Here is a 22,765-nt window from a genome sequence, read left to right as displayed (position 1 = left end):
GATTCGGTGGAGGGCGGCGGCCGGCAGACGGGTCGACGTTCGGCATCGCGAAGCGATTCGGTGGGCGGTGGCGGCCGGCAGACGGGTCGACGTTCGGCACCGCCGAGCGATCCGACGGACGATGGCGGCCGCGAGACGGGCGGACGTTCGGCATTGTCAATCGGTTCGATGGAGGGTGACGGTCGGGCGGCGAGTGGGCGTTACGAGGCCGTGGGTCGACGACGACTGCTGGCCGCATCGCTCGGTGCCGCGGCCGCGCTACCACTGGCGGCGGCCTGTACCTCCGACGACTCCCCCGGCATCGAATTCCGGTCACCGCATGTCACCGACGCCCCCGCGGCGCGCAATGTCCGTGATTTCGGTGCCGTCGGGGACGGCGTCGCCGATGACACCGCGGCGATCCGCTCGGCGGCCGACGTCGGGGACGCGCCGCTCGTGCTGTATCTGCCCGCGGGCCGGTACCGGGTGCGTTCCTGGCCCGACTTGCCCGACTACGCAACGGTTCTCGGCGACGGCGGCGATGTCACGCTGGTCACCTGCGATGCCGACGTCACGCTCATCACCCTGCGCAAGCGCAACCGCGTGCGGTTCTCCCGCATCGGCTTCTTCCTGACCGGCCCCCGCGCGACGGCCGTACAGCTGTCGGAGTCGTTCCGCTGCTCCTTCGACGGGGTGGTGATCCGCGGCAACCACCTCAGCGAGAACCATCCGCGCTTTCTGCAGCAGCGCGGCGTCGTACTCGATAACAACACCGGCGGAACGGCCTTCGTCAACTGCGATATCAACAACTTCGGCTACGGCATCATCACCTCCTGCATCCAGAACTACGTCACCTCGTCCAAACTCACCAGCAACTACATCGGGGTGCTCGGCACCGGCAACGACCACAATGCCGGACTGTCGCTGACCAATGTCGAATTCGTCTCCGACGAGAATCCGCGCACCACCGACCGGCACATAACCATCGACGGCGCGGCCAATGACTGGTGGCTGACCAATGTCTGGTTCGAGGGCGCCGATACCGCACTGTCGGTGGGTCAGCGCGATCGTGGCGGACCCGCCCAGTTCGGGATGATCAACTGCAAGGTCGCCGCCCGCACCGTCGGCCTCGACCTCATCTACTGTCGTCAGCCGTATCTGGCCAATGTACACTTCGACAAGGATTCCGAACAGCCGCCGATCGAACTGCGTATCGATGCGAAGGGCTGTCCGGAGGGCACCGCAATCAATCTGATCTCCAGTGCCGCAGACGATCTCGCGCCCGGCATGTTCCCGGAAAAGTGGCAGGTGATGGGCCGCGAGGGCATGCACGCGCCGCAGTACAGCGGCACCATGGTCGGACGTGCCGGACACAGCGATGCCGATATCTTCCAGGCCCAGGCCGCCGACGGCACCGTGCGATCGGCCATATTGTCCAGCGGCGCATGGCTTTCCGATCGTCCAGAGAGCGGAATCGTGCTGAAAGACGCGGCCGGTGGCTATTGGCGCCTGTCGGTCGGCACGGACGGTGCGGTCAAAACGACCTCGCTCGGTCACCAGCGGCCCCGGGAGTGAATATGTCGAGCGGTTCGCTATCCGGTATCCAGCTCGGGCCGATGACGCTGCACACCACGACGGTCCTGTTGCGCCCGCCGCGGGTCGACGATTACGCGCAATGGCGGCGGATCCGGTTGCGCGATCAGCGCTATATCGAACCGTTCTGGTCCAGTTCGCCGCTGGACTGGACGGCGCGGCACACCGGGAAACTGTGGGTCCGGGAATGTCTCGGCGTGCGCGCCGAGGCGCGGGCGGGCCGCATGCTGTCATTGGTTATCGAGGTTGATGGGCGATTCGCCGGCCAGATCGAACTCGTCTCCATCGAGGCCGAAACCGGTTCCGCCGAAATGGGACTCTGGGTGGACGCGGAGGTGGCGCGCCACGGTATCGGCGGCCTGGCCTCCTCGCTGGTGCTGGACTTCGGATTCGGACCGGCCGGACTGCAGCGCATCACCGCCCCCATCTCACCGGCCAATATCGCCACCGCCCGGGGCGCCGCCCTGATCGGCTTCCAGCGCGAAGCAATGATGACAAGGTATTTCGACGCCGGCGGGGCCCGGCGCGACCACGAACTGTGGGCGATCACCAAGGCGGCGATTCCGCCGGACGGTTTCGCGCGGGCCTGGATCGACAACCACTCGACCCAGCATCCCGATACCGCCCGGCCCGCCGAAGCCGACACCAGAACCGACACCGCGCTGAGCCGGGCCACGGTACTGATCGCCACGGCCAGGTACTACGCGGGCCGGGCACTGCATCTGATCGATCCGCTGCGCTCGCCGCCCACCGTCCGGCTCACCGATCCGGACGATCCGGCGGTGATGCTGCGCAGTCGGCGACTGCTGGACTGGTCGCGGTGGCGCGCGGCCCGCGTCCGGACGCGCGACGCGCTGGATCCGAATCCGCACGCACCCGCCGCGACGTGGCAGCGCAAGCACGGCCGATTGCCCTGGTTGCGCGAATTCCTGCGCGCCCGTCCGGGCTTGCGCTCGGCGCACGGGCTGACGCTGGCCATCGAGGTGGACGGCCACTACGCGGGTGAATGCCGACTATTCGATCTGGACATGTTCGATCGCAATGCGCGGATGTTCGTGTGGACCGATCCCGCCATCGGCGGTGAGCGCGTCCGGATCACGGCCACCCGACTGCTGCTCGACCACGCGTTCAGCACGCTCGGCCTGTGCCGGGTGGCGACCGCCATCGAACCCGGCGATATCGATTCCGCCGATATCGCCGCGCGCGTCGGCATGGTGCGCGAGGGGCGGATGCGCTGCTTCGTCGGCGCCACCGGACGTAGGGCCGATCACGACCTGTGGGCGGTTACTGCCCCTATCGACCGGGCGTGACGGAGTTGCGCGGACACGACGGCCCACCCGACGTACAGTGAACCGGAGAACCCATCGCGCGCAAGCAGATTCGTGCCGGGGGCGCTGTGTGTGCATGCCTCATCACTGCCCAGGAACTCATGATGGACCACATTGATCGCGACGGCCCGGCGGCCCGCCGCAACCGTTTCGCCCGCAGTAATGAACTGCAAGCGCGGCTGCACGATCTGGTACCCGGTGGCGCGCATACCTATGCCCGTGGCCCCGACCAATATCCGGAGTTCATGGCCCCGATCCTGGTGCGCGGGGAGGGTTGCCGGGTCTGGGACGCCGACGGCAATTGCTATATCGAGTACGGCATGGGGCTGCGCTCGGTCACTCTCGGCCACGGGTACCGCCCGGTCTTGGAGGCGGTGACCAGGGCCATGGCCGACGGTGTCAGCTTCAGTCGGCCGACCGAACTGGAACTGCTCGCCGCACAGGATTTCCTGTCGCTGGTGCCCGGCGCCGATATGGTCAAATTCGCCAAGAACGGCTCCGATGCGACCACCGCCGCGGTGCGGCTGGCCAGGGCCGTCACCGGGCGTACCGTCGTCGCAGTCTGCGACCAACCGTTCTTCTCGGTGGACGACTGGTTCATCGGTACCACCCCGATGGCCAGTGGCATCCCGGCCGAGGCCACCGCTGGCACCATGAAGTTCCGCTACAACGATCTGCCCGCACTGGTGGCCGTGTTGAACACCGGCGCGGTCGCCGCCGTCGTCATGGAGGCGGCCACCGCACTGCACGAACCCGAACCCGGCTTTCTGCAGGGTGTGCGCGAGCTCTGCGACCGGCACCGCACCCTGCTCATCTTCGATGAGATGATCACCGGATTCCGCTGGTCGGTCGGCGGGGCGCAGGCCATCTACGGGGTCACCCCGGACCTGTCGTGCTGGGGCAAGGCCATGGGTAATGGCTTTCCGATCTCGGCACTGGCGGGCAAGCGCGAATTCATGGAACTCGGCGGGTTGCGCACCGACCGCGATCGCGTCTTCCTGCTCTCCACCACGCACGGCCCGGAGTCCGCCTCGCTGGCCGCATTTCGCGCCGTCGCGCACGAGTACACCACCGGCGATCCGATCGCGCGGATGGAGCAGGCCGGTCGTCTGCTCGCGGATGGGGTGAACGCGCTCGCCGCCGATCTCGGCATCGCCGACTACCTCGAGGTCCTCGGCCGCCCCTCCTGCCTGATCTTCGTGACCCGCGATCCGAACGGCCAGCCCTCCCAGGAATTCCGCACCCTGTTCCTGCAGGAACTGCTGGACCGCGGCGTCCTCGGTCAGTCCTTTGTCACCTCGGCCGCGCATACCGAATCCGATATCGCGCAGACCATTGCCGCCTGCCGCGAGGCGGCGAGCGTGTACCGCAAGGCAATTGAGCAGGGCAGCGTGGACGGACTGCTGGAGGGCCGCCCGGTGGCACCGGCCATCCGACGCACGGCAGCGCCGCGTCGCATCGACTCGGTGCCCGAATGACCCTGTCACACAACGGGACCGGATCGCCACGGATCGGCATCGTGCACGAACGGTTCACCGAATTCGGCGGCTCCGAGGCCGTGGTCGGCGAATTCCTCGAAACCTGGCCCGACGCACCGGTATTCGCGCCCATTGTCGACCCCGGCGGCATTCGGCCACCGCTGACCGCGGTGCACGACACCTGGCTCAGCCGCGCGCACGCCGCGACCGGTCGTCGATCACATGCCCCGCTGCTGCCCTTCGTGCCTCGTGCGCTGCGCCGACTCCCGCTGCGCGGGCGGTTCGACGCGGTGCTGATCAGCCATCACGCCTTCGCCACCCAGGCCGTATTCGCCACGGACGCACCGACAATCGTGTACGTCCACAGTCCGGCACGCTGGGCTTGGGATCCCGAGTTCCGCGCCAAGGAGGCGGGCGGGCGCGCGGGACAACTCGCACTCACCGCCCTCGGCCGCCTGGCCCGTCGGTCCGAATTGCGCGCCGCACCGAGGCTGACCCATATCGTCGCCAACTCCCATGCGGTTGCCGATCGCATCCGCGACTGGTGGGGACTCCCGTCGACAGTCATCAACCCACCCGTCCAGGTGGACGACTTCACCCCGGACCCGGCCATTGCCCGCGAGGACTTCTTCCTGGTCGCGGGCCGCCTGGTCCCCTACAAGCGCCCGGACCTGGCCATTCGTGCCGCCCAGCGCGCTGGCGTACGCCTGGTCGTCCTCGGCGACGGCCGCTCCCGCGCCCAACTCGACGGAATCGCGGGCGCCGAGACCACCTTCCTCGGCGCGACCCCGTTCGACGTGCTGCTCGATATGTACCGCCGCTGCCGTGCCCTGTTGATGCCGGGCATCGAGGATTTCGGCATCGTCCCCGTCGAGGCAATGGCTTGCGGCACACCGGTTCTCGCGGTCGATCAGGGTGGCGCACTGGATACCGTGCGGGCGGGCACAACCGGCGAGTACGTCGCGCACGGCGGCGATGAACACGTCATCGATGGACTCGCCGAGGCAATGCGCCGCTTCGATCCAACGGCCTACGACCCGGCCGCCATCCGCGCCCACGCCATGACCTTCTCCCCCAAGGCCTTTCGCGCGAACATCGCCGACACCGTCGCCACGACACTGGACAACGCCTGACCCGATTCGCGTGAACGCTCGACCTCTGCTCACCATATCGAAGACCTGATACCCCGGGACGACTTCACAGATTAGTAGGTCGTCGAATTCATCGAGCCAGGTCATGAATCCGGCCAAACCGCCTGTGTCACCGGGATGCGGCCTGCCTTGGACAGCAATAGCGCGACACCGGACCGAGACGCTGGCGCCGTTCGATATCGCGAGTCTCGAAGGACCGGCAGCCTGTGGAAATCACTTATGGCGTGACCGGGTCCTGCGGTTCCTCCAGATCGGTCTTCAGGTGTTCGAGCCCCGCGCGGATCCGGGATTTGACCGTGGGTAGGCCGACGCCGAGGCGTGCGGCCACCTGCGGGTAAGTGAGGCCGGAATAGTAAGCGAGGGAGATGGATTCGTGTTGCAGTGCGGTCAGGCTGGTGAGACTTTTGCGCAGCGCCTCCCTTTCGTCGCGGCGCAGCGCCTCCTCGGCGACCACATCGGTGGGCGGCTGATAGTCCCGGCTGCCCCAGGAGTGGTTGTGATCGATGGCGGCGCGCTCACGGCGGACCCGGTCCACGGCCTGGCGGTGGGCCAGCATGCGCAGCCAGGTCAGCACCGAGCCGCGGTGCTCGTCGAAGCCGACCGCGCACCGCCACACCTCCAGATAGACGTCGTGACAGGTCTCCTCGGCGTACCCGCGATCACGGACGATCGACAGCACGCGTCGGTAGACCAGACCGTGGGTACGGCGGTACAGCTGCGCGAACGCCTCCCGATCGCCGCCGCCGATGCGGTGCACCAATTCGGGATCGACCGCACCGGATCCGGCACCGACCGGATCGCGAACCGGGCGGGCGATGGGTCGCACAGTGGTTGGAATTCGTTCGGACCGTTGCGATACGAGCAAGATCACGATTGCCCCCAGACGAACAGATGATGCGACAAGCGATGGGATTCGACGGTTGAGTGATGCGTCGAAGCAGACCGTCGAGGGCATGGACGGACCTGTCGGAGAATGGGATCCGGCCGGGGGCTGGGGCCGGGAGTCCGCCGTCAGCCAGGATACCGTGCCGCCCGCCTGCGCCAATGCGGTTTCGCCATCGATCGGATCAAATGCGTAGTCCGAGTTCGACGATGCCCTTCGCCACCGCCTGCACCGCGATCCGATTCTTGCGGGCATGGGTCCGGATCAGCTCGAAGGCGGCCTCCGGGGTGGTCCGCCTGGCATTGGCGATCACGCCCTTGGCCTGCTCGATGACGATCCGCGAATCCAGTGCTTGCTGTAGCTGGGCGGTCAAACGCTGTTGGCGGCGCAGGACATTCGCGTTCAGAATGTGCCCGGTCGCCATGCTGGCCAGCAGGCCGCCCACCGAGAGGTCGCGAGCGGTCCAGACCCGCGGCGTCGGACCGTACAGACCGAGCGTGCCGACGGTGGTTGCGCCGACCCGCATCGGAATCTCGGCCAGCGAGGCCACCCCGTGCCGGACCGCCTCGGCGGAGAACTCCGGCCAGCGCGCCCGGCGCCGACCGATATCGTCGACCGCGATCGGTGCGCCGGTCCGGAACGCGTCCACACTCGGGCCGCGTTCGCTGCTGTGCTGGCAGAGTTCGATTTCCACGAAGTCTTCCGGCGCGGCGGCCGCGAAGCGGGTTTGTTCATCGGGGGTCAGCGTCTCGTCGGGCATCAGCATGACGGTGCAGCCCGCCAGATCCAGTGCGGCGGTGGCACTGTGCATCAGCTGTCGCACCATCTCCGCCGTATCACCGATCGCGGGGAGTAGTTCGGCGAGCCGCGCCGCAACCAGCACCTCATTGTCAGCCACCCGAATCACCCCGCGCACGCGAAAGCCGATCGTCCCCGTCAAGTCCCGCGCCGCACTTGCTGACATTTCCATGGTATGGCTATGCGAACTCGCACACCAGGAATTCGGCGTGCCGACCCGGTCATGAAATGTCCAGCTGCCCTGTGGATTCCGCGGACGGGAGCGGCGCACGGTGGTCGAAGGTCGCGTCGATCTGCACCCCGACGCGACGGACTGATTCAGGTATCGAAGCGAATCCGGTTGTCCACCACCAATTGCGCGACCTCGGCCAGCGACAACCCGTGTGCGAACGCGTGCGCACGCAGCCGTGCATAGGCATCCGGCGCGCCGATACCCAACTGCGCGAGCATGATTCCGGCGGCCTGGTGGATGATGCGGCTGGTCAGCGGCCGATCCCAGCACTGCGCGGCGGGTGCGGACCGCTCCGATCCGGCGATCAACTGGGCGATGACGAGATCGGCGATATGCAGCCCCGCCGAGATCACCGCCGGTTCCGGCCGCCCCGGATGCGCCCGATACAGATCGAGCACACCGAAACGCACCACACCCATTTGCAATGGCACCGCGACCATCGATCCGGCCGCCGCCACCCGGTTCAACTCATCGGCGAAGCCCGGCCACCGTTCGGCGGTCGCGCCCAGATCGTCGACCAGCACCGGCACCCCGGTGGCGACGGCGTCCACGGCCGGACCCTGCCCCGCGGTGGCCTGCACCGCCGCCACCCGCGCCGCGACCGAATCGCTGGCACACCACGGCTGGAGTCCGGCATCGCGCTCTTGGATCAGGATGGCCGCACGCTGCACCGGCAGCACCCGGACACAAGCGCCGCACAGGGCAGCCATCCCGCCGTCGTCGGCCGACAGCTTCGTCAGAAACTCGAGGGCCGAGAAGAACTCATCGGTCAACTGATCGAACTGCCCCACGCTAATCCTAGGAACTCTCACGACCGCTACCCCTGCCACGAGTTCGACGGTCCCCCTGTCCCGGGATTCGTCACCGTTGCGGCACCGGACCGCCACTGCGCCAGGGGAATACGGTGGGTCGGCCCCGCCAGAATACGAAACACCCCTCCTCCACACCAGGGCCGAACGTCCCACGCCCCCAGGGGCGAATGAAACTCAAACCTTCCGGACCCACGTTGCCCGGTACTGGAAGCTGTCCTGCTGTGCCTGCTCGTATCTGAACTCGACCCGGTCGCCTTCGGTCAGCGTCCGAAACCCCTCGCCATCGATGCAGCTGAAGGAGACCCAGGCATCGCATCCCGCTGGCAGGTCGGGTGAGGAGATCGCCCCCCACCCCTTCTCTGCCTTGTAGAACTTGACGGTGCCGGTGCTATATGCCTTAGCCACCAGGCCATTATGGCGTGATCACCAATGCAGGCCGGGGATCACGCGGGTGACCCGGGCGGCCGGACTCGGCAGCGCCATCAGGGGCAGCACGACCGGTGCGAGGTAGGACAGAGCGCCGCGGCCCGATTCGGCTTCCTGCTCCGCTTCTTCGGCGGCGGCGGGGCCCTCCGTCGGCTTGCCCTGTGCCGCATGCGATTCGCCGAACCACCGGAATCCCTGGTGCATGATCGTCCGCTTGACCGAGGGCATCAGCAGTTCGACCGCTTGGGCGAAGGTACCGACCGGGGTGTCGATGCGATGCGGGCGATCCTCAATGGCACGCACCACGATTTCGGCGGCGCGGTCCGGATCCGGCACCGGCAGTGCACGGTAGAGGTCGGTGGGCGCGATCATCGGAGTGCGCACCAGCGGCATGCGGACCGAGGTGAAAGTGATTCCCGCATCCCGGTTTTCGACGGCGGCGATTTCGCTGAAGTTGTCCAGCGCCGATTTACTCGCCACATATGCGGCAAATCGCGGCACCTTCGTCTGCACGGCAATCGAGGAGATATTGACGATATGTCCGAAACGCCGCGCCCGCATGGACGGCAACAGCGCCAGGATGAGCCGTACCGCGCCGAAGTAATTCACCGCCATGGTCCGCTCGAAATCGTGCATGCGGTCGGTGGAATTCACCACCGAGCGGCGGATCGAGCGGCCCGCATTGTTCACCAGATAATCGACATGACCGTGATCGGCGAGCACCGCGGCGACCAAATCCTCGACACCGTCGGAATCGGTGATATCGCACGGATAGGCGTGTGCGACACCGCCTTCGGCGCGCACCGACTCCGCGGCGGCCACCAGATCATCGACACCGCGCGCCACCATGATGACGGTTGCACCGCGCTGCGCCACGGCATGCGCGGTGGCCAAGCCGATGCCGGAGGACGCACCGGTGATCAGAATGACGCGCCCGTCCAGTGGGTCACCGCTGTCGCCGGGCCGATCCCGGTTCGGGTCGAGATTCTCGGCCCAGTATCGCCACAGCCGCTCGGCGTAGCTGTCGAAGGACGGCACCGCCAAACCCGTTCCGCGCAACTGCGACCGGGTGGAGTCGGCGACGAACTCCGCCGAGAACGAGGTGTGCGGCGCGACAGCGGCGGGAATTCCCAACTGCTCCAACAGGAAATCGCGAACCGTCGCGACACCCGGGATATGCGAGAGCCCGCTCAGCGCGAGCCCGCTACCGGGCACCGTGCCGATGCCGGTCGGGGCGCCCGCCGCGGCGGCAAGTGCGCCATAGATCTCGCCGAATGGCTGCGGCTCCGGGTTGACCAGATGGAAGGTGCGCCCGTCGAGTCCGGTGCGGCGCACCAGTTCGACCATCGCGCCCGCCACATAGTCGACCGGCACGATATTGGTCGCGCCCAGTTCGGGCAGCAGCATCGGCAGTTCGGCCGGAAGTGCGCCGAGGCGTGAAATGGCCGGGAAGAAGTAGTACGGACCGTCGATCTTGTCCATCTCGCCGGTGCGGGAATCGCCGACCACGATCGCGGGCCGGTAAACCCGCCAGCGCACGCCCTCGGATTCGCGGACCATCTTCTCCGCGGCGAATTTGGTGCGGTGATACGGCGAGGTCAGCCGCTGGCCGAGGTCGAAGTCCTCCTCGAAGAATTTGCCCCGATGGTCACCGGCCACGGCCACCGACGAGACGTGGTGCAGCACCGCGCCCAGTTCGCGGGCCAGTTCGAGCACCGAGCGGGTGCCGGCGACATTGGCCGCATGTGCGGTCTCCTCATCGGCGGTCATGTCGTAGACCGCGCCGAGGTGGATCACATGATCGGCCTTCGGTGCGTCCTCGATCAGTCCGAGGCCGTCGGCGGTCAGATCACCGAGCATCGGAAAGGCGCGTTCGCCGCCGGTCCAGCCCGCGGCGAGTTCGCTGAATTTCGCCACCGACGCGGTACGAACCAGCACATGCACAATGGCCTCGGAATCGGCCTCCAGGAGTCCCTGCACGACCCGTCGGCCCAAAAACCCGGTTCCGCCCGTCACGATGAAAGTCGTCATCGCACATCCTCCTGCTGTCGCACTCGAATTGAGTTGTCACACATGCGCGCCCGGCATGCAGCAGTGAATGCGGACATCATTGATTCGGCCGCCGGACAACAATTGTCGGGCCGGAGTAGGAACGCTCCTACTGATCGGTAACTTTAATCGGCCCGGCTAGCTCCCGGCAAGCAAATGACGGCCGACTGCGATGTGTGACTGGTCACCAACGAGAGTCGCGAATATTATGTGTTACAACAGTATTCAGATAATTCCCGGGCGCGAATCCCCAATCAGGACAGCGCGTTTGCCCACACGATCAACCAGACGATGCCAAAGGTCACGGCGATCGTGATACCGGCGATCGCGGTCGCCGGACGCGGATCCGGGTTCTTCCGCTCCTCGGTCAGCCCGACGATGCCGAGAATGAGCGCGAGCGGCGCCGAGAGTCCGCAGCACACACCGAGCACACCGAGTACCAGCGATGCGATGGCCAGCGGATTGGCTCGATTGACCGCACGTGGGTAGGGCCGGTAGACCGGCTGCGGCACGACGCGCTGGATCGGCGGCAGGCCCGCCATCGCCACGGCCAGATCACCGAAGGTCCTGGCGCACAGGGCTTGTCCGATCCGATCGCTCAGTTCGTCGGCTTCGAGACGACCTAGTTGAAAGTTGTGTTTCAGCGCGTCGACGACCTCTTCCCGATCGGTGTCGGCCGCGCGCAGATTCGGGGTGGCAGTGAAGGGATCCATCTGGTGCCCCCTGGTGATCGGAGGAACGTCGTCGTCTCCGATCGTATCCCCGTGCGCGATGGCCGTCGCCGTCTCGAGACCGCCGCCACCTGCTCAGCGCTTCTCGGTGCGGGCTGGCGGCGAATCGAGCGGCGGACGGCCCCGCAGATAGGACTCGAAGGCGTCGAGATCGATGGGGCCGACTGTCTTGTCGGCGCCCTCGGTGAACACGGTGAAGCCATCGCCGCCGGCGGCCAGGAAACTGTTGGTGGTGATGCGGTAGGTGGCGACCGGATTGAGCGGCTGGCCGCCGATGCGCACGCTGTCGGCCACCACCTTGCTGCCCTTCGGGCCGGATTCGACATAGGTATAGGTGAGCCCGGCGGGTGACAGGACGGTCGGCTTGCCCGCGATATTCCATTGCTGTTCGAGCAGGCGCAGGATCTGACTGCCGGTCAGTGTGACGGTGACCACCTGATTGCCGAACGGCTGGACGGTATAGATATCGCCGTAGGTGATCGCACCGGACTTCAGGTCGGTGCGCACCCCGCCCGGATTCATGAACGCGGCCACCGCCGCGGCGGGCGCGGCCGCGGTCACCGAGAGCATCGAGTCGGCGATCACATCACCCAGCGGTGATTCGCCGGAACCCGCCGGTTCGTGCGGCAGCGAGGCGGCCGCGATGCCGACCGGCCGATCCGCGCGCGGCTTGGCCTGTTCGGCATAGAAGTCGATCAGGGCGGTGGTGGCCGCGTCCGGGGTGACATCGCGGGTCACCACCCGGTTCACCGCCGAGGCCTGCACGCCCTCGGCGCCGAAGCGCAGGGTGATATCGGTGATCAGCCGACCATAGGAGGCGGCCTGGGTGACCACCTTGCCATCGATGGTGCAGACATACGGCTGATGCGAATGCCCGGTGAGCAGCACCCGCACCGCCGGATCCACGCCGGTGGCCAAGGCGGTGACCTCGGGGGAGATATTCGCGCATCCGTTGTAGTCGATCGCGACATTCTGGGCCGGTTTCTGCACTCCACCGTCGTGCAGCAGCGCCACCACGGTCTGCGCGCCCGCCGCCGTCACCTCGGGCACGTACCGATTGATGGCCGCGACCTCATCGCCGAAGGTGTAGCCCCGAATGCCTTCGGGGAGAACGATACTCGCAGTCTCCGGGGTCACCGTGCCGATGACACCGATCTTGTGTCCGCCGACCTCGAGCATTGTCCACGGGCGCAGCGTCGGCGGCAGCTTGCCATCGGCGTCGGTGACATTGGCGGCCAGATACGGGAACTTCGCACCGGTGAACGGCGCACCTGGCGAGCAGCCCGCGAGCGCACAACCACCCTCGCGCAGCCGCGCCAATTCAATGACGCCGCTGTCGAATTCGTGATTGCCCACCGCGGAGGCGGCCAATCCGATGGAGTTCAGAAAGGTAATGGTCGGCTCGTCGTGGAACAGTCCGGAGACCAGCGGGCTCGCGCCGATATTGTCACCCGCCGCCACCACGGCACTGGCCGGATAGGCCTGCTTCAGCCGTGCCAGATGGGTGGCCAGATACGCGGCGCCGCCCGCATCGTATCCGGCGATCTTGCCGGTGGAACCGGCAGGCGGCTGGAGATTGCCGTGTAAATCGTTGAGCCCGAACAGATGTACCTCGTTCGACTGCACCCCGCGCAGATCGTTGGTCGAGATCAGGGGGATGACCCCGGGCACCGACGAAGTGGCCGGACCGCTGCCCTCCGATGCGGTACCGCACCCCGCCACCAGGGCGATGCTCACGAGTCCCGCGACGATCATGCCGATGCGATGGTGCCCAGTCATGCTTCCGACTTTCCCACGCCCGGGTGCCATCGGTATGAATCCCGTACGAACACACCGGCGGCGGGGCCGATCTGCGACCCCGCCGCGCGGATTTCCCGGCCTACACCCGGCCCGCCGCAAACTCCGCGGCCGGCCAGAATGCCCAGCCGTAGTTCCCGTGCTGGCTCGGGTCGAGGCCGCCACCGCAGACCGGATCACCGGCGGTGCAGTAGTCGGCGGTCTTCCAGGCGTAGTTGCCGGGTACGCCCCAGCCGATCAGGCGCAGGGGGTCGCCGAACAACAGAACCGCGGACACCTTCCATTCGAGATCGCCGGGGAGCACGTAGATCCCGGGCAATGCGGTCACGATGCCGGTGCCGACCACGCCGTGTACGACGGCCGCACCCTGCGAGTAGCCGACCAGGATGAACTGCTGATCCGGGCACATCTGCGACTGCCGGATGACATGGTCGGTCATATCCTGGGTGCCGCGGCTGAGCGAGGTGGGGTCGAGCAGATCCGCCGGATAGTCCACCCGGTAGGCGCTGCTACTGACCGGAAGCGCCTGCAGCAGTGTGCCGTACAGCGGATCGCCGACAACGGAGCCGAGCCACCCGGGTTCCCCGGTGCCCCTGGCCACGACCACATCGACGTCGGCACAGTCCGCCCGTGCCTGCGCGCCCGTACTGGTCACCGCCCCGGCTCCGGCCACGAGCAATAGCACAGCCAATACTCGTGCCAACCGCCGCTTGTCGAATACTTTTACCTTCCGGATTTCCATCGTGATCACCTCTCACGCCGTTGTGAGAAGCCGGTTGACTCTTGTCAGTGACAAGAGTCAACCGGCTATATCCGCCAAGGTAAGGACGATGGAGAGTTGCTTCAAGCAACTCAGCTGAAGCGAGATCTAATCAACGCTGAATCGTGTCCTGGTAATCCCGTCCGCCCATGGAAGTTTCGGCGCTCAGGGGATGAGAACCGCTGCGCCAGTGAAACGTCCATGTGCGAGATCCGCGAGAGCTCGATCTGCCGTACCGAGGGAGTACCCAGTTGTCGTCACATGTATCCGGTGTTCGCCCGCCAGCGTGAGGAATTCGCGCGCGTCGGCGCGGGTGTTGGCAGTCACCGAGCGAATCTCGCGCTCCTGGAACAGGTGCCGCTGATAGTTCAGCGACGGGATATCGCTGAGATGAATGCCCGCGATGGCGAGCACGCCGCCGCGATCGAGCGCTTCGAGCGCGGGCGGCACCAGCTCGCCGATCGGTGCGAACAAGATCGCCGAATCCAGTTGGACCGGAGGCGGATCCGCCGCGCCCTGCACCGAGGCGGCCCCGAGGTCGCTGGCCAACTCGCGCGCGGCCGCATCCCTGGTCATCACATGCACCTCGGCGCCGCGCGCCAGCGCGACCTGCGCGGCGATATGCGCACTGCCGCCGAAGCCGTAGATCCCGAGTCGTCCGCCCTGGGGCAGATCCGCGCGCTGCAGCGCCCGGTAGCCGATGATGCCAGCGCACAGCAGCGGCGCGGTCTCCACATCGGTGTAGCCGGCGGGCAGCCGATGGGCGTAAGCCGCTGGGACAGTGGCGTATTCGGCGTATCCGCCATCGGAGTCCCAGCCGGTGTACTCCGAATACGGGCAGAGATTCTCCGCGCCGCGCAGGCAGTATCGGCAGCTGCCGCAGGTGTGGCGCAGCCAGGCGATGCCGACGCGATCACCGATGGCGAACTCCGACACCGTCGGCCCGAGCGCCACCACCTCCCCGACGACCTCGTGCCCCGGCACCACACCGGGCCGATGCACCGGCAGATCCCCCTCGGCCACATGCAGGTCGGTCCGGCAGACCCCGCACGCCAGCACCCCGACCAGCAGTTCACCGAGCCCGGGCGCCGGCACCGGTTCCCGGACCGCGTCCAGCGGTCCGCCATCGATCGGCCCCGGCCGCCGCACCCGCCAGCCGGTCATCTGCGTGCCCGCACTCGCATTCATACCGATCACTCCTCACCGACAGGGGGACGGTCCTTTCGGATTATCCACGCCGACCGCACCGGTCCAGCCGTTTCGCCGACGGTGAGTCGAGCTTCTGATACATTTCTGTATTGAATACATTCCTGTATCGAACTGGCCACCCGAGGAGGTGCGCAGTGGCATCGACAACCGATGCGGATACCCCGGCGCGCCGGGTGACCCGCCGCCGCACCGAGACCCGCAAGCGCCTGCTCACCGCCGCCTACGAGGTCTTCGCCGAGGAAGGTTTCGGCCGGGCTTCGGTGGAGCGCGTATGCGATCGGGCCGGTTTCACCCGCGGCGCGTTCTACTCCAACTTCACCTCCCTCGACGAGTTGTTCCTGGCCATGTGGGAGCAGCGTTCGGCCGCCATGATCGCCGGTGTCCGGGCGACGCTGGACGGCTTCTCGGTCGATGGTGTCGTCGATGTCCGTACCGCGGTCGAGCGACTGGACCGCGCCGTGCCGATCGACGAGGACTGGTACCGCATCACCGCGGAGTTCACCACGCACGCGCTGCGCACGCCCGGGCTGCGGCAGGTCATGGCCGAACGCGAGGAGGCGATCGTCGCGGCACTGATGCCGACCATCGTCACCGCACTCTCGCGCATCGGCCGGACCGTTCCCGATCCCGTCGCACTCGGTCAGGCCCTGGTCGCGGTGCACGACGGCACCGCCGTACAGGTGCTGATGGAACCCCGCAGCCGCAAGGTGCGCACGCGGCGCACCGACCTGTTCTGCCACATCGTGCTGGCCTACAGCACCGAAACCGAAGGATGACCATGTCCAACCCGAGTCCTGAATCCGCGCACGAGGCGGATGTCATCGTTGTCGGTGCTGGCCTGGCCGGTCTCGTGGCGACCCACGAACTGGTCAAGGCGGGCCGCAAGGTGCATGTGCTGGATCAGGAGAATCGCAATAACCTCGGCGGCCAGGCATTCTGGTCGCTCGGTGGGCTGTTCTTCGTGGACAGTCCGGAGCAGCGCCGCCTCGGCATCAAGGATTCCTACGAACTGGCCATGCAGGATTGGCTCGGCTCGGCGGGTTTCGATCGCGACGACCAGGACCACTGGGCCCGCCAGTGGGCGCAGGCCTATGTGCGCTTCGCGGCCACCGAGAAGCGGGACTATCTGCACGAGTTGGGTTTGCGGGTGACCCCCTTGGTCGGCTGGGCCGAGCGCGGCGGTGCGTTCGCCGACGGGCACGGCAATTCCGTACCGCGCTTCCACCTCACCTGGGGCACCGGCCCCGAGGTGGTGCGGGTCTTCCAGGAGCCGGTGCTCGACGGCGAGCGGCGCGGCCTGGTCGGCTTCAGCTTCCGGCATCGGGTCGACGAGTTGATCGTCGAGGACGGCGCGGTGGTCGGTGTGCGCGGCAGTGTGCTGGAGCCGACCGAGCTGGAACGCGGCCGCGCCTCCTCCCGAAATGTGGTCGGCGACTTCGAATTCCGCGCCAAGGCGGTCATCGTGACCTCCGGCGGCATCGGCCACAACCACGAACTCATCCGCCACAACTGGCCCACCGAACGGCTCGGTCCTGCGCCGGAGACCATGATCTCCGGTGTCCCCGCACACGTGGACGGACGGATGCTCGGCATTTCCGAAGCCGCGGGCGGCGCGATCGTCAACCGGGATCGCATGTGGCACTACACCGAGGGCATTATCAATTGGAATCCGATCTGGCCCGACCACGCCATTCGGATAATCCCGGGCCCGTCCTCGCTGTGGTTCGATGCCAATGGAAAGCGTTTGCCCGCACCGTGTTTCCCGGGGTTCGACACCAACTCCACGATGAAGGAGATTCTGGCCACCGGCTACGACTACTCCTGGTTCGTGCTCACCCAGTCGATCATCGAGAAGGAGTTCGCGCTCTCGGGCTCCGAACAGAATCCGGATATCACCGGCAAGGATCTCAAGCTGACGCTCAAGAGCCGGGTGGCCAAGGGCGCGCCCGGCCCGGTCGAGGCATTCAAACAGCACGGGGTCGACTTCGTCGTCGCGAATACCCTGCGCGAGTTGGTCGATGGCATGAACAAGATCGCGCGCGGTCCGCAATTGGACTTCGACGCTCTGGAGCGCCAGATCATCGCTCGCGACCGTGACGTCGCCAATAAGTATTCCAAGGACGCCCAATTGATGGCGATCACCAACGCGCGCCAGTACTTCGGCGATAAGGCGGGCCGGGTGGCCAAACCGCACCGCATCCTGGATCCGGCGCACGGTCCGCTGATCGCGGTGCGGCTCAATATCCTGACCCGCAAGACCCTCGGCGGACTGCAGACCAATCTGGACTCCCAGGTCATGCGTCCGGACGGGACACCGCTGCCCGGGCTCTACGCCGCGGGCGAGGTGGCCGGATTCGGCGGCGGCGGTGTGCACGGATACAACGCACTGGAGGGCACCTTCCTCGGCGGTTGCATCTTCTCCGGCCGAGCCGCCGGTCGAGCCATCGCGAAACTCGGCTGACCGCTACCCCTTACAGCCGGTCGCGGCGACGCTCGATGGTGCCTGCGGCGCGATGATGGGGACCGCCGTCGTCGGTGCGGGCGGCGGTTCCGGGATCGGCTCGGTGTAGAGGCTCAGGCCGGTTTCGCGCGGACCCTGTTCCAAGAAGATCCCGGATATCTCCACCTGATGTCCGCGGACATCGGTCACCCGGGCCGAGAACGGTCCGGGTCCCGCACCGCTGATCGTCCAGTAGTTGTCCATGCCGCGGTCGAGCTCGAGCCACGGGCCGTTGTCCGGTACGGACCGTAATGCCACCCGCTGGATGGGATTTCCCGATCCGGTGACCAGCATGGCCAGCCAATTCGCTGACGAGTCCGGCTTCAGCTCGTAGCTCAGTTCGGGTGCGGGGAAGGGATCGCGGACCACGGCATAGCGGACCTGCGCGACGCCATCGGATCGGTCCGCGATCTGTTCGAAGGCGGCGGTGGTCAAATCCAATTGTCCCGGAGCACATCCCGGACAGCGATCGGCGATGAGCACCCGGACGTCACCGAGCGGGCCGTGCACATCGAGATAGGCGCCACACAAATCGGCGTGGGCGTACTCCGCGGTGGAGATCCCCACGTAGAAGCCACTGGTCGGCAGCCCGGTGAACGAACAGGCAATGCCGGGACCGAAGGCGTAGTACCGCGCCTCCCCCCGCCGTGCGGGTATCGACGCCTCCGCGGTATGCCAGTTCACGACGCCGGTACTGCTGGTAGCCACCATCATTCGCGATGTGGTCCCGATATCGGGAACCGACCGCATGGCAGCGCAGGACGGCTGCGGCTGGGGTCTGGCGATCCAGAGGGCCATGGCCACCGCGCCCAGCAGCGCGCCAATGGACGTCCACAACCACCTCGAACGGAAACGCTGCTGTCTGATCGGTATTCGGTGCACCGCTGTCCCCGACTTCCGGCTCACCCAACTCGCGGACTCTCGATCCTGACCCGATCAGGAAAGCAAACCGACCAGCAGCGCATGGCTCGAACGAAAAATCTCCGTAGTGAAACACTCACATGTCGGCAATCTCACGGCAAATGGCCAGCATTCGGCTCGGCGTCGTCTCCGAAGATCGGAAAAGATCCGTCCTTACGAGCTAACCCTTGCCGGTTCCGCGTCGACGCCCGAGAGTTGATGATCCATCCGATCGCGCTTGGCGCGCAGGTAGCGGATGTTGTGTTCGGTCGGCGTCGCCTGCAGCGACAGCCGCAGCACCACGGTGACCCCATAGTCTTCCAGACCCAGCTGTTTGGCCGGATTGTTGCTCAGCAGCCGCACCGAACGGATACCGAGATCGGCGAGCACCTGCGCACCCGCCGCATACCTGCGGGCATCGACCGGCAACCCGAGCGCCAGATTCGCTTCGACGGTATCGGCCCCGCGGTCCTGTAATTCATACGCCCGCAATTTGTTCAACAACCCGATGCCACGGCCCTCCTGGCCGCGCAGGTAGATCACCACGCCACTGCCCTCTTCGGCGACCGCCCGCAGGGCGGCGTCGAGCTGATCGCCGCAATCGCAGCGCAGCGAGCCGAGGGCATCACCGGTGAGGCATTCCGAATGCAGCCGGGTCAATACCGATTCCCGGCCCGGATCACCGAAAACCAATGCGAGCGTTTCGGTTCCGGACACCTCGTCGCGATATCCGACGACGCGGAACTCGCCGAATCGGGTCGGCAGGCGAGTCTCGACCACCCGGGTCAGAGTGTGCTCGACGCGGCGGCGGTACTCGATCAGATCGGCGATCGAAATAATCGGCAGTGCATGGGTTTCGGCGAACGCGAGCAGTTGCGGAAGGCGCGCCATCGATCCGTCGTCGTTCACGATTTCGGCGATCACACCGGCCGGTCGGAGTCCGGCCAAGCGGGTCAGGTCGACGGCGGCCTCGGTATGTCCGGCACGGCCGAGCACACCGCTGGGGTGCGCGCGCAGCGGGAAGACGTGGCCCGGTCTGGTCAGATCGTCGGGTCCGGTGCGCGGATCGGCCAGCGAGCGCACCGTGTGCGCGCGGTCGGCGGCCGAAATCCCGGTCGTCACACCGGACGCCGCATCCACCGACACCGTATACGCCGTACCCTTGGGATCCTCGTTGACCGGCGTCATCGGTGGCAGCCGGAGCCGGTCCAGATCCGCACCGGCGAGCGGCGCGCACAGCACGCCGCTGGTGTGCCGAACCATGAAGGCGATCGATTCCGGCGTCGCCAGGGCGGCGGCCAACACCAGATCGCCCTCGTTCTCCCGATTCTCATCGTCCACCACGACGACCATGCCGCCCGCCGCGAGCGCGGCCAGAGCGGTCTCAATGGGATCCAGCGCCGACCCGATCGTGCGACGCTGATCTGCGAACTCGGTACGCATGACCACCTCCTCCTATATGACTAGTAGAAGTATTTCGACTAGTCATAGGAAGCGTGCGTCCCGGTGAGTGGACGAATTCAGGAAGCGCGGCGACCTTTACTCTTCGCCGCCTTCTTCTGCGGGGCTCGATCGGCGAGTTTGTCCACGTCGGCGAGCAGTTCCCTGGCGAAGTCGCGCTCGGCCTCGTAATGGCGCACACACCAGCGCAATACCGCCCCAGGATAGGCCCAGTCCGGGTTCTCATCGGCGCCCTCGGCGTCGACCTCGGCCAGTTTGCGCATCTTCTCCGCATATCCGATGTGCTCGGTCAGGATTTCGCGCAGTCGGTCCGGTTCGGCGAGATGACCGAGCCACGCGCGCAGCATGACGCTGTGCTTGAGCACCGGCGCTTCCACCGGCGCGTGGTTCACCCAGTGCGCCGCGGCGGCGCGGCCGCTCTCGGTGATCGCGTACATCCGCTTGCCGCGCACGCCGTCGTCCTGCAGCACCGTGCGCGAGGTGGCGTAGCCATACTTCTCGAGGCGTTTGAGCTCGGCGTAGATCTGGCTGAACGATGGGCTCCAATAGAAGAATTGCAGGCTCCAGTCGGCCCATTTCTTCAGGTCGTAGCCGGAGAGTTCATCGGCGTGCGAGAGCATGCCGAGCACGGCCCAACTGGTCGTCGGCAGATCGGGGACCCTGGCGTCCACCGGGGACTTCGCTTCGGTCACGGTAGGACTATATCGCTTAGGCATATTTCGGGGTGTCAGGACACAGTTTCGCAGCGAATTCGCCCCACTCATGTGGAGTTCCGCCGTCCAATGCACGGACGCCGGAAAATGACCCGCTACCTGCGCCGCCAAGGCCACACCGTGGCCTTCTGCACGGTCGATCGCATCATGCGCGAGGTCGGGATGAACGGTGCCGTGCGAGGCTGCAAGCAGCGCACCACGATTCCTGCCAAAGATGTCTACACTCGGGCCGGCGGCCGCACCCGCGCTGACGCCGGGTCTCTCATGCCGGTGGCCGTCGCGCGTACGTGACGAAGCGCAGGATCCATTCGAGCGGTCCGTATCTGTGGCGGCTCATCCACCACGTGCTCGTCACGAGCTGGCTGCCGAAGATCGCGAAGGCGATCAAGAGGACCATCGGTGGCGCTGATCGGCCGACGAGGCCGAATCCGCACCCGGTAAACACCAGAACGCAGATCACCGATTGGCCGACGTAGTTGGTCAGCGCCATCCGGCCGGCCGCGGCAAAGCTTCGTGCCGGCCCAGTTCCTGTGCGGGAGTGCACCAGCTGCAGCACGGACGCGCCGTAGGCCGCGGCGAGCAACGGCGCCGTCAGGAGTCCGACCGCCATCGTTTCGGCGTTGTGGGTACCGCCGCCGGATGCGAAGACCAGCGCTCCAGCCAGCCCGACCGGGTATCCGAACCACTGGATTCGCCGCAGCAGATGCGCGTACCGATCGAGATCGGACAGCACACGATGCCGGCCCGCCGCCAGTCCCACCAGGAACGCGGACAGTGCCAGCGCTGCCTGTCCGGCGTTGCTCGCCAGCTGCGCGGGCAACAATCGCAGATGCTCGGCGATAACGCTGCCCGGGCCGCCGCGGAACGCATCGGTAGTCCGAGCACCCTCGATCAGCGCCGCGGCGGAATCGGCGGCCACGGGGTTCCCAACCAGTAGCACGACCACAGCAACTGCGGCGGTCAGCACGAGCGCGCTCATGAGGGCGACGGTCGTAGAGACCTTCCTGAACGTGAGCAGAATCAATCCGACGAGTGCATAGGACGTGAGGATGTCACCGTGGAACAGCAACACGGCATGCAGAATGCCCAGGACGAACAACCCGCCGAGACGGCGCAGAAAACGGGGAGTGAATCTGGCGTCTGCTCGTGCCGCGGAGTCCATCTGCAACGTGAAGCTGTAGCCGAACAGGAAGGAGAACAGCAGGTAGAACTTCGTATCGATGAGGAAGGCGGTCAGCCACGTGGTTGTACTGTCCAGCCGCGAAGCATATGCCGGGTCGGTGACGAGATGGGCCGGGTACCCGGATGCGAAGTAAACGATGTTGGCGACGAGAATGCCAAGCAGGGCGAAACCGCGCAATGCATCGATCTCGGCGATGCGATCCTCTCGGCCCGTGCGCACGTCGTTCACGTTCGACGTGGCCTCAGGTGTCCTCCGGTTGTGTCGCCGCATCGCAGATCCCTCAATAGTTGTCGACCATGCCAGAATCCGACGGTATTGATACGGAGTGGTTCAGCGCATCGTGCTATCGACCCAGACCCTGCGATACCCCGGTACGATTCGACGGTCACTCGTGATACCACCGACCGAGTTGAGATGTTGCCGACACGTTCAGAGTGCCGGCGCGGTGGTGGCCCGGGCTTGCGCGCGATCCGTGCGACGGGAACCGCCCTCTCGGCGCTGGCCGAGCCGCGCTCGTCCGGAATCAGTTGCTGATGAAGCATTCCCGGATGCCGGCCGGCACGTGACCGACGGCCTCGGCGAGCAGTGCTCACCCGGTTACGCGCCGTCGACACCACGCTGTGGACCCGGACCGACGAGCGCGTCGTCGCACTCCTCCACCACGCCCGGCGGGCAGATCTCCCAATGGTGTTGCTCTCCAACGCACCCCATCCGGTCAGCGATGCCCTCGACGCCTCCGACTGGCGCACTCTCATGACCGACGCCCTCTACTCGGCCCGGCT

21 protein-coding genes and 1 pseudogene are annotated in these 22,765 nt (G+C 66.5%); 9 read left to right on the top strand and 13 right to left on the bottom strand.

The genetic code is table 11. From position 1 onward, the window contains the following. The first annotated feature begins 168 nt into the window (after positions 1–168). From ACWEO2_RS00110 to ACWEO2_RS00095, 4 genes are all read left to right on the top strand, one after another. Positions 169–1,554, top strand: a complete 1,386-nt coding sequence (locus ACWEO2_RS00110) for a glycosyl hydrolase family 28-related protein (RefSeq protein ID WP_452403308.1) — start codon at positions 169–171, stop codon at positions 1,552–1,554. A gap of 2 nt (positions 1,555–1,556) precedes the next feature. Beyond that, positions 1,557–2,882 (top strand): GNAT family N-acetyltransferase, encoded by a 1,326-nt coding sequence (locus tag ACWEO2_RS00105; RefSeq protein WP_452403307.1) that lies wholly within the window; start codon positions 1,557–1,559, stop codon positions 2,880–2,882. 122 nt (positions 2,883–3,004) lie between these two features. Then, positions 3,005–4,378, top strand: coding sequence for a glutamate-1-semialdehyde 2,1-aminomutase (locus ACWEO2_RS00100; protein ID WP_452403306.1), 1,374 nt, complete (start codon positions 3,005–3,007; stop codon positions 4,376–4,378). After that, positions 4,375–5,511: a glycosyltransferase gene (locus ACWEO2_RS00095; RefSeq protein ID WP_452403305.1), complete on the top strand. Its 1,137-nt coding sequence runs from the start codon at positions 4,375–4,377 to the stop codon at positions 5,509–5,511. The genes ACWEO2_RS00100 and ACWEO2_RS00095 overlap by 4 nt, the downstream gene beginning before the upstream one ends. A gap of 235 nt (positions 5,512–5,746) precedes the next feature. Here the strand turns inward: ACWEO2_RS00095 and ACWEO2_RS00090 are convergent, their stop codons facing one another. Next, positions 5,747–6,355 carry a sigma-70 family RNA polymerase sigma factor gene (locus ACWEO2_RS00090; protein WP_452403304.1) on the bottom strand — a complete coding sequence of 203 codons (609 nt, stop codon included), beginning with the start codon at positions 6,353–6,355 and terminating at the stop codon, positions 5,747–5,749. A gap of 94 nt (positions 6,356–6,449) precedes the next feature. Here ACWEO2_RS00090 and ACWEO2_RS00085 point away from each other — a divergent pair, with 94 nt between their 5' ends. Then, positions 6,450–6,608, top strand: a complete 159-nt coding sequence (locus tag ACWEO2_RS00085; protein WP_452403303.1) for a hypothetical protein — start codon at positions 6,450–6,452, stop codon at positions 6,606–6,608. Here the strand turns inward: ACWEO2_RS00085 and ACWEO2_RS00080 are convergent. From ACWEO2_RS00080 to ACWEO2_RS00045, 8 genes are all read right to left on the bottom strand, one after another. Beyond that, a complete protein-coding gene (locus ACWEO2_RS00080; protein ID WP_452403302.1) occupies positions 6,597–7,310 on the bottom strand; it encodes an ANTAR domain-containing protein in 714 nt (237 codons plus the stop codon). The two genes, ACWEO2_RS00085 and ACWEO2_RS00080, sit on opposite strands and share 12 nt — an antisense overlap. Before the next feature lie 218 nt (positions 7,311–7,528). Continuing rightward, complete coding sequence (locus ACWEO2_RS00075; RefSeq protein ID WP_452403301.1) at positions 7,529–8,233, bottom strand: GAF and ANTAR domain-containing protein; 705 nt, start codon at positions 8,231–8,233, stop codon at positions 7,529–7,531. A gap of 195 nt (positions 8,234–8,428) precedes the next feature. Continuing rightward, positions 8,429–8,659 carry a cold-shock protein gene (locus ACWEO2_RS00070; RefSeq protein ID WP_452403300.1) on the bottom strand — a complete coding sequence of 77 codons (231 nt, stop codon included), beginning with the start codon at positions 8,657–8,659 and terminating at the stop codon, positions 8,429–8,431. An 18-nt stretch (positions 8,660–8,677) separates the two neighbouring features. Beyond that, complete coding sequence (locus tag ACWEO2_RS00065; protein WP_452403299.1) at positions 8,678–10,711, bottom strand: SDR family oxidoreductase; 2,034 nt, start codon at positions 10,709–10,711, stop codon at positions 8,678–8,680. Positions 10,712–10,983: 272 nt separating this feature from the next. Beyond that, on the bottom strand, positions 10,984–11,442 hold the full coding sequence (locus ACWEO2_RS00060; RefSeq protein WP_452403298.1) for a DUF1707 and DUF4190 domain-containing protein: 459 nt from the start codon (positions 11,440–11,442) through the stop codon (positions 10,984–10,986). A gap of 93 nt (positions 11,443–11,535) precedes the next feature. After that, a complete protein-coding gene (locus ACWEO2_RS00055) occupies positions 11,536–13,239 on the bottom strand; it encodes a bifunctional metallophosphatase/5'-nucleotidase (protein ID WP_452403297.1) in 1,704 nt (567 codons plus the stop codon). A gap of 100 nt (positions 13,240–13,339) precedes the next feature. Next, positions 13,340–13,999, bottom strand: coding sequence for a cutinase family protein (locus tag ACWEO2_RS00050; RefSeq protein WP_355178612.1), 660 nt, complete (start codon positions 13,997–13,999; stop codon positions 13,340–13,342). A gap of 183 nt (positions 14,000–14,182) precedes the next feature. Then, positions 14,183–15,181: a zinc-binding alcohol dehydrogenase family protein gene (locus ACWEO2_RS00045; protein WP_452403684.1), complete on the bottom strand. Its 999-nt coding sequence runs from the start codon at positions 15,179–15,181 to the stop codon at positions 14,183–14,185. A gap of 179 nt (positions 15,182–15,360) precedes the next feature. On the opposite strand from ACWEO2_RS00045, the gene ACWEO2_RS00040 reads away from it, so the two are divergent. Continuing rightward, positions 15,361–16,002: a TetR/AcrR family transcriptional regulator gene (locus tag ACWEO2_RS00040; RefSeq protein WP_354956275.1), complete on the top strand. Its 642-nt coding sequence runs from the start codon at positions 15,361–15,363 to the stop codon at positions 16,000–16,002. 2 nt (positions 16,003–16,004) lie between these two features. Beyond that, on the top strand, positions 16,005–17,687 hold the full coding sequence (locus ACWEO2_RS00035) for an FAD-binding dehydrogenase (protein WP_452403296.1): 1,683 nt from the start codon (positions 16,005–16,007) through the stop codon (positions 17,685–17,687). A 3-nt stretch (positions 17,688–17,690) separates the two neighbouring features. Here ACWEO2_RS00035 and ACWEO2_RS00030 read toward each other — a convergent pair whose 3' ends face one another. From ACWEO2_RS00030 to ACWEO2_RS00020, 3 genes are all read right to left on the bottom strand, one after another. Continuing rightward, a complete protein-coding gene (locus tag ACWEO2_RS00030; protein WP_452403295.1) occupies positions 17,691–18,563 on the bottom strand; it encodes an expansin EXLX1 family cellulose-binding protein in 873 nt (290 codons plus the stop codon). 237 nt (positions 18,564–18,800) lie between these two features. After that, positions 18,801–20,069 (bottom strand): bifunctional 3,4-dihydroxy-2-butanone-4-phosphate synthase/GTP cyclohydrolase II, encoded by a 1,269-nt coding sequence (locus ACWEO2_RS00025; RefSeq protein WP_452403294.1) that lies wholly within the window; start codon positions 20,067–20,069, stop codon positions 18,801–18,803. Between the two features lie 77 nt (positions 20,070–20,146). Then, entirely contained in the window at positions 20,147–20,779 is a 633-nt protein-coding gene (locus ACWEO2_RS00020; RefSeq protein ID WP_452403293.1) for a PadR family transcriptional regulator, read from the bottom strand. On the opposite strand from ACWEO2_RS00020, the gene ACWEO2_RS00015 reads away from it, so the two are divergent. Beyond that, complete coding sequence (locus tag ACWEO2_RS00015; RefSeq protein ID WP_452403292.1) at positions 20,696–21,091, top strand: IS3 family transposase; 396 nt, start codon at positions 20,696–20,698, stop codon at positions 21,089–21,091. The genes ACWEO2_RS00020 and ACWEO2_RS00015 overlap by 84 nt on opposite strands. On the opposite strand, the gene ACWEO2_RS00010 is transcribed toward ACWEO2_RS00015, so the two are convergent. Then, positions 21,063–22,202, bottom strand: coding sequence for a DUF418 domain-containing protein (locus ACWEO2_RS00010; RefSeq protein WP_452403291.1), 1,140 nt, complete (start codon positions 22,200–22,202; stop codon positions 21,063–21,065). The genes ACWEO2_RS00015 and ACWEO2_RS00010 overlap by 29 nt on opposite strands. 366 nt (positions 22,203–22,568) lie before the next feature. On the opposite strand from ACWEO2_RS00010, the pseudogene ACWEO2_RS00005 reads away from it, so the two are divergent. Next, positions 22,569–22,765, top strand: a pseudogene (locus ACWEO2_RS00005) (HAD family phosphatase); the annotation flags it as partial.

The sequence above is a fragment of the Nocardia sp. NPDC004278 genome (assembly GCF_053602975.1).
Note: the sequence above shows the minus strand (reverse complement) of the source record. Positions and strands in the feature narration are given on the sequence as shown.

What these genes read in the sequence shown, in the direction of transcription:
- ACWEO2_RS00100 (WP_452403306.1), top strand. Translation starts at nt 3,005, where the DNA reads ATGGACCACATTGATCGCGACGGCCCGGCGGCCCGCCGCAACCGTTTC.
- ACWEO2_RS00035 (WP_452403296.1), top strand. Translation starts at nt 16,005, where the DNA reads ATGTCCAACCCGAGTCCTGAATCCGCGCACGAGGCGGATGTCATCGTT.
- ACWEO2_RS00095 (WP_452403305.1), top strand. Translation starts at nt 4,375, where the DNA reads ATGACCCTGTCACACAACGGGACCGGATCGCCACGGATCGGCATCGTG.
- ACWEO2_RS00055 (WP_452403297.1), bottom strand. Translation starts at nt 13,239, where the DNA reads ATGACTGGGCACCATCGCATCGGCATGATCGTCGCGGGACTCGTGAGC.
- ACWEO2_RS00110 (WP_452403308.1), top strand. Translation starts at nt 169, where the DNA reads ATGGAGGGTGACGGTCGGGCGGCGAGTGGGCGTTACGAGGCCGTGGGT.
- ACWEO2_RS00065 (WP_452403299.1), bottom strand. Translation starts at nt 10,711, where the DNA reads ATGACGACTTTCATCGTGACGGGCGGAACCGGGTTTTTGGGCCGACGG.
- ACWEO2_RS00060 (WP_452403298.1), bottom strand. Translation starts at nt 11,442, where the DNA reads ATGGATCCCTTCACTGCCACCCCGAATCTGCGCGCGGCCGACACCGAT.
- ACWEO2_RS00050 (WP_355178612.1), bottom strand. Translation starts at nt 13,999, where the DNA reads ATGGAAATCCGGAAGGTAAAAGTATTCGACAAGCGGCGGTTGGCACGA.
- ACWEO2_RS00025 (WP_452403294.1), bottom strand. Translation starts at nt 20,069, where the DNA reads ATGCGTACCGAGTTCGCAGATCAGCGTCGCACGATCGGGTCGGCGCTG.
- ACWEO2_RS00045 (WP_452403684.1), bottom strand. Translation starts at nt 15,181, where the DNA reads ATGACCGGCTGGCGGGTGCGGCGGCCGGGGCCGATCGATGGCGGACCG.
- ACWEO2_RS00105 (WP_452403307.1), top strand. Translation starts at nt 1,557, where the DNA reads ATGTCGAGCGGTTCGCTATCCGGTATCCAGCTCGGGCCGATGACGCTG.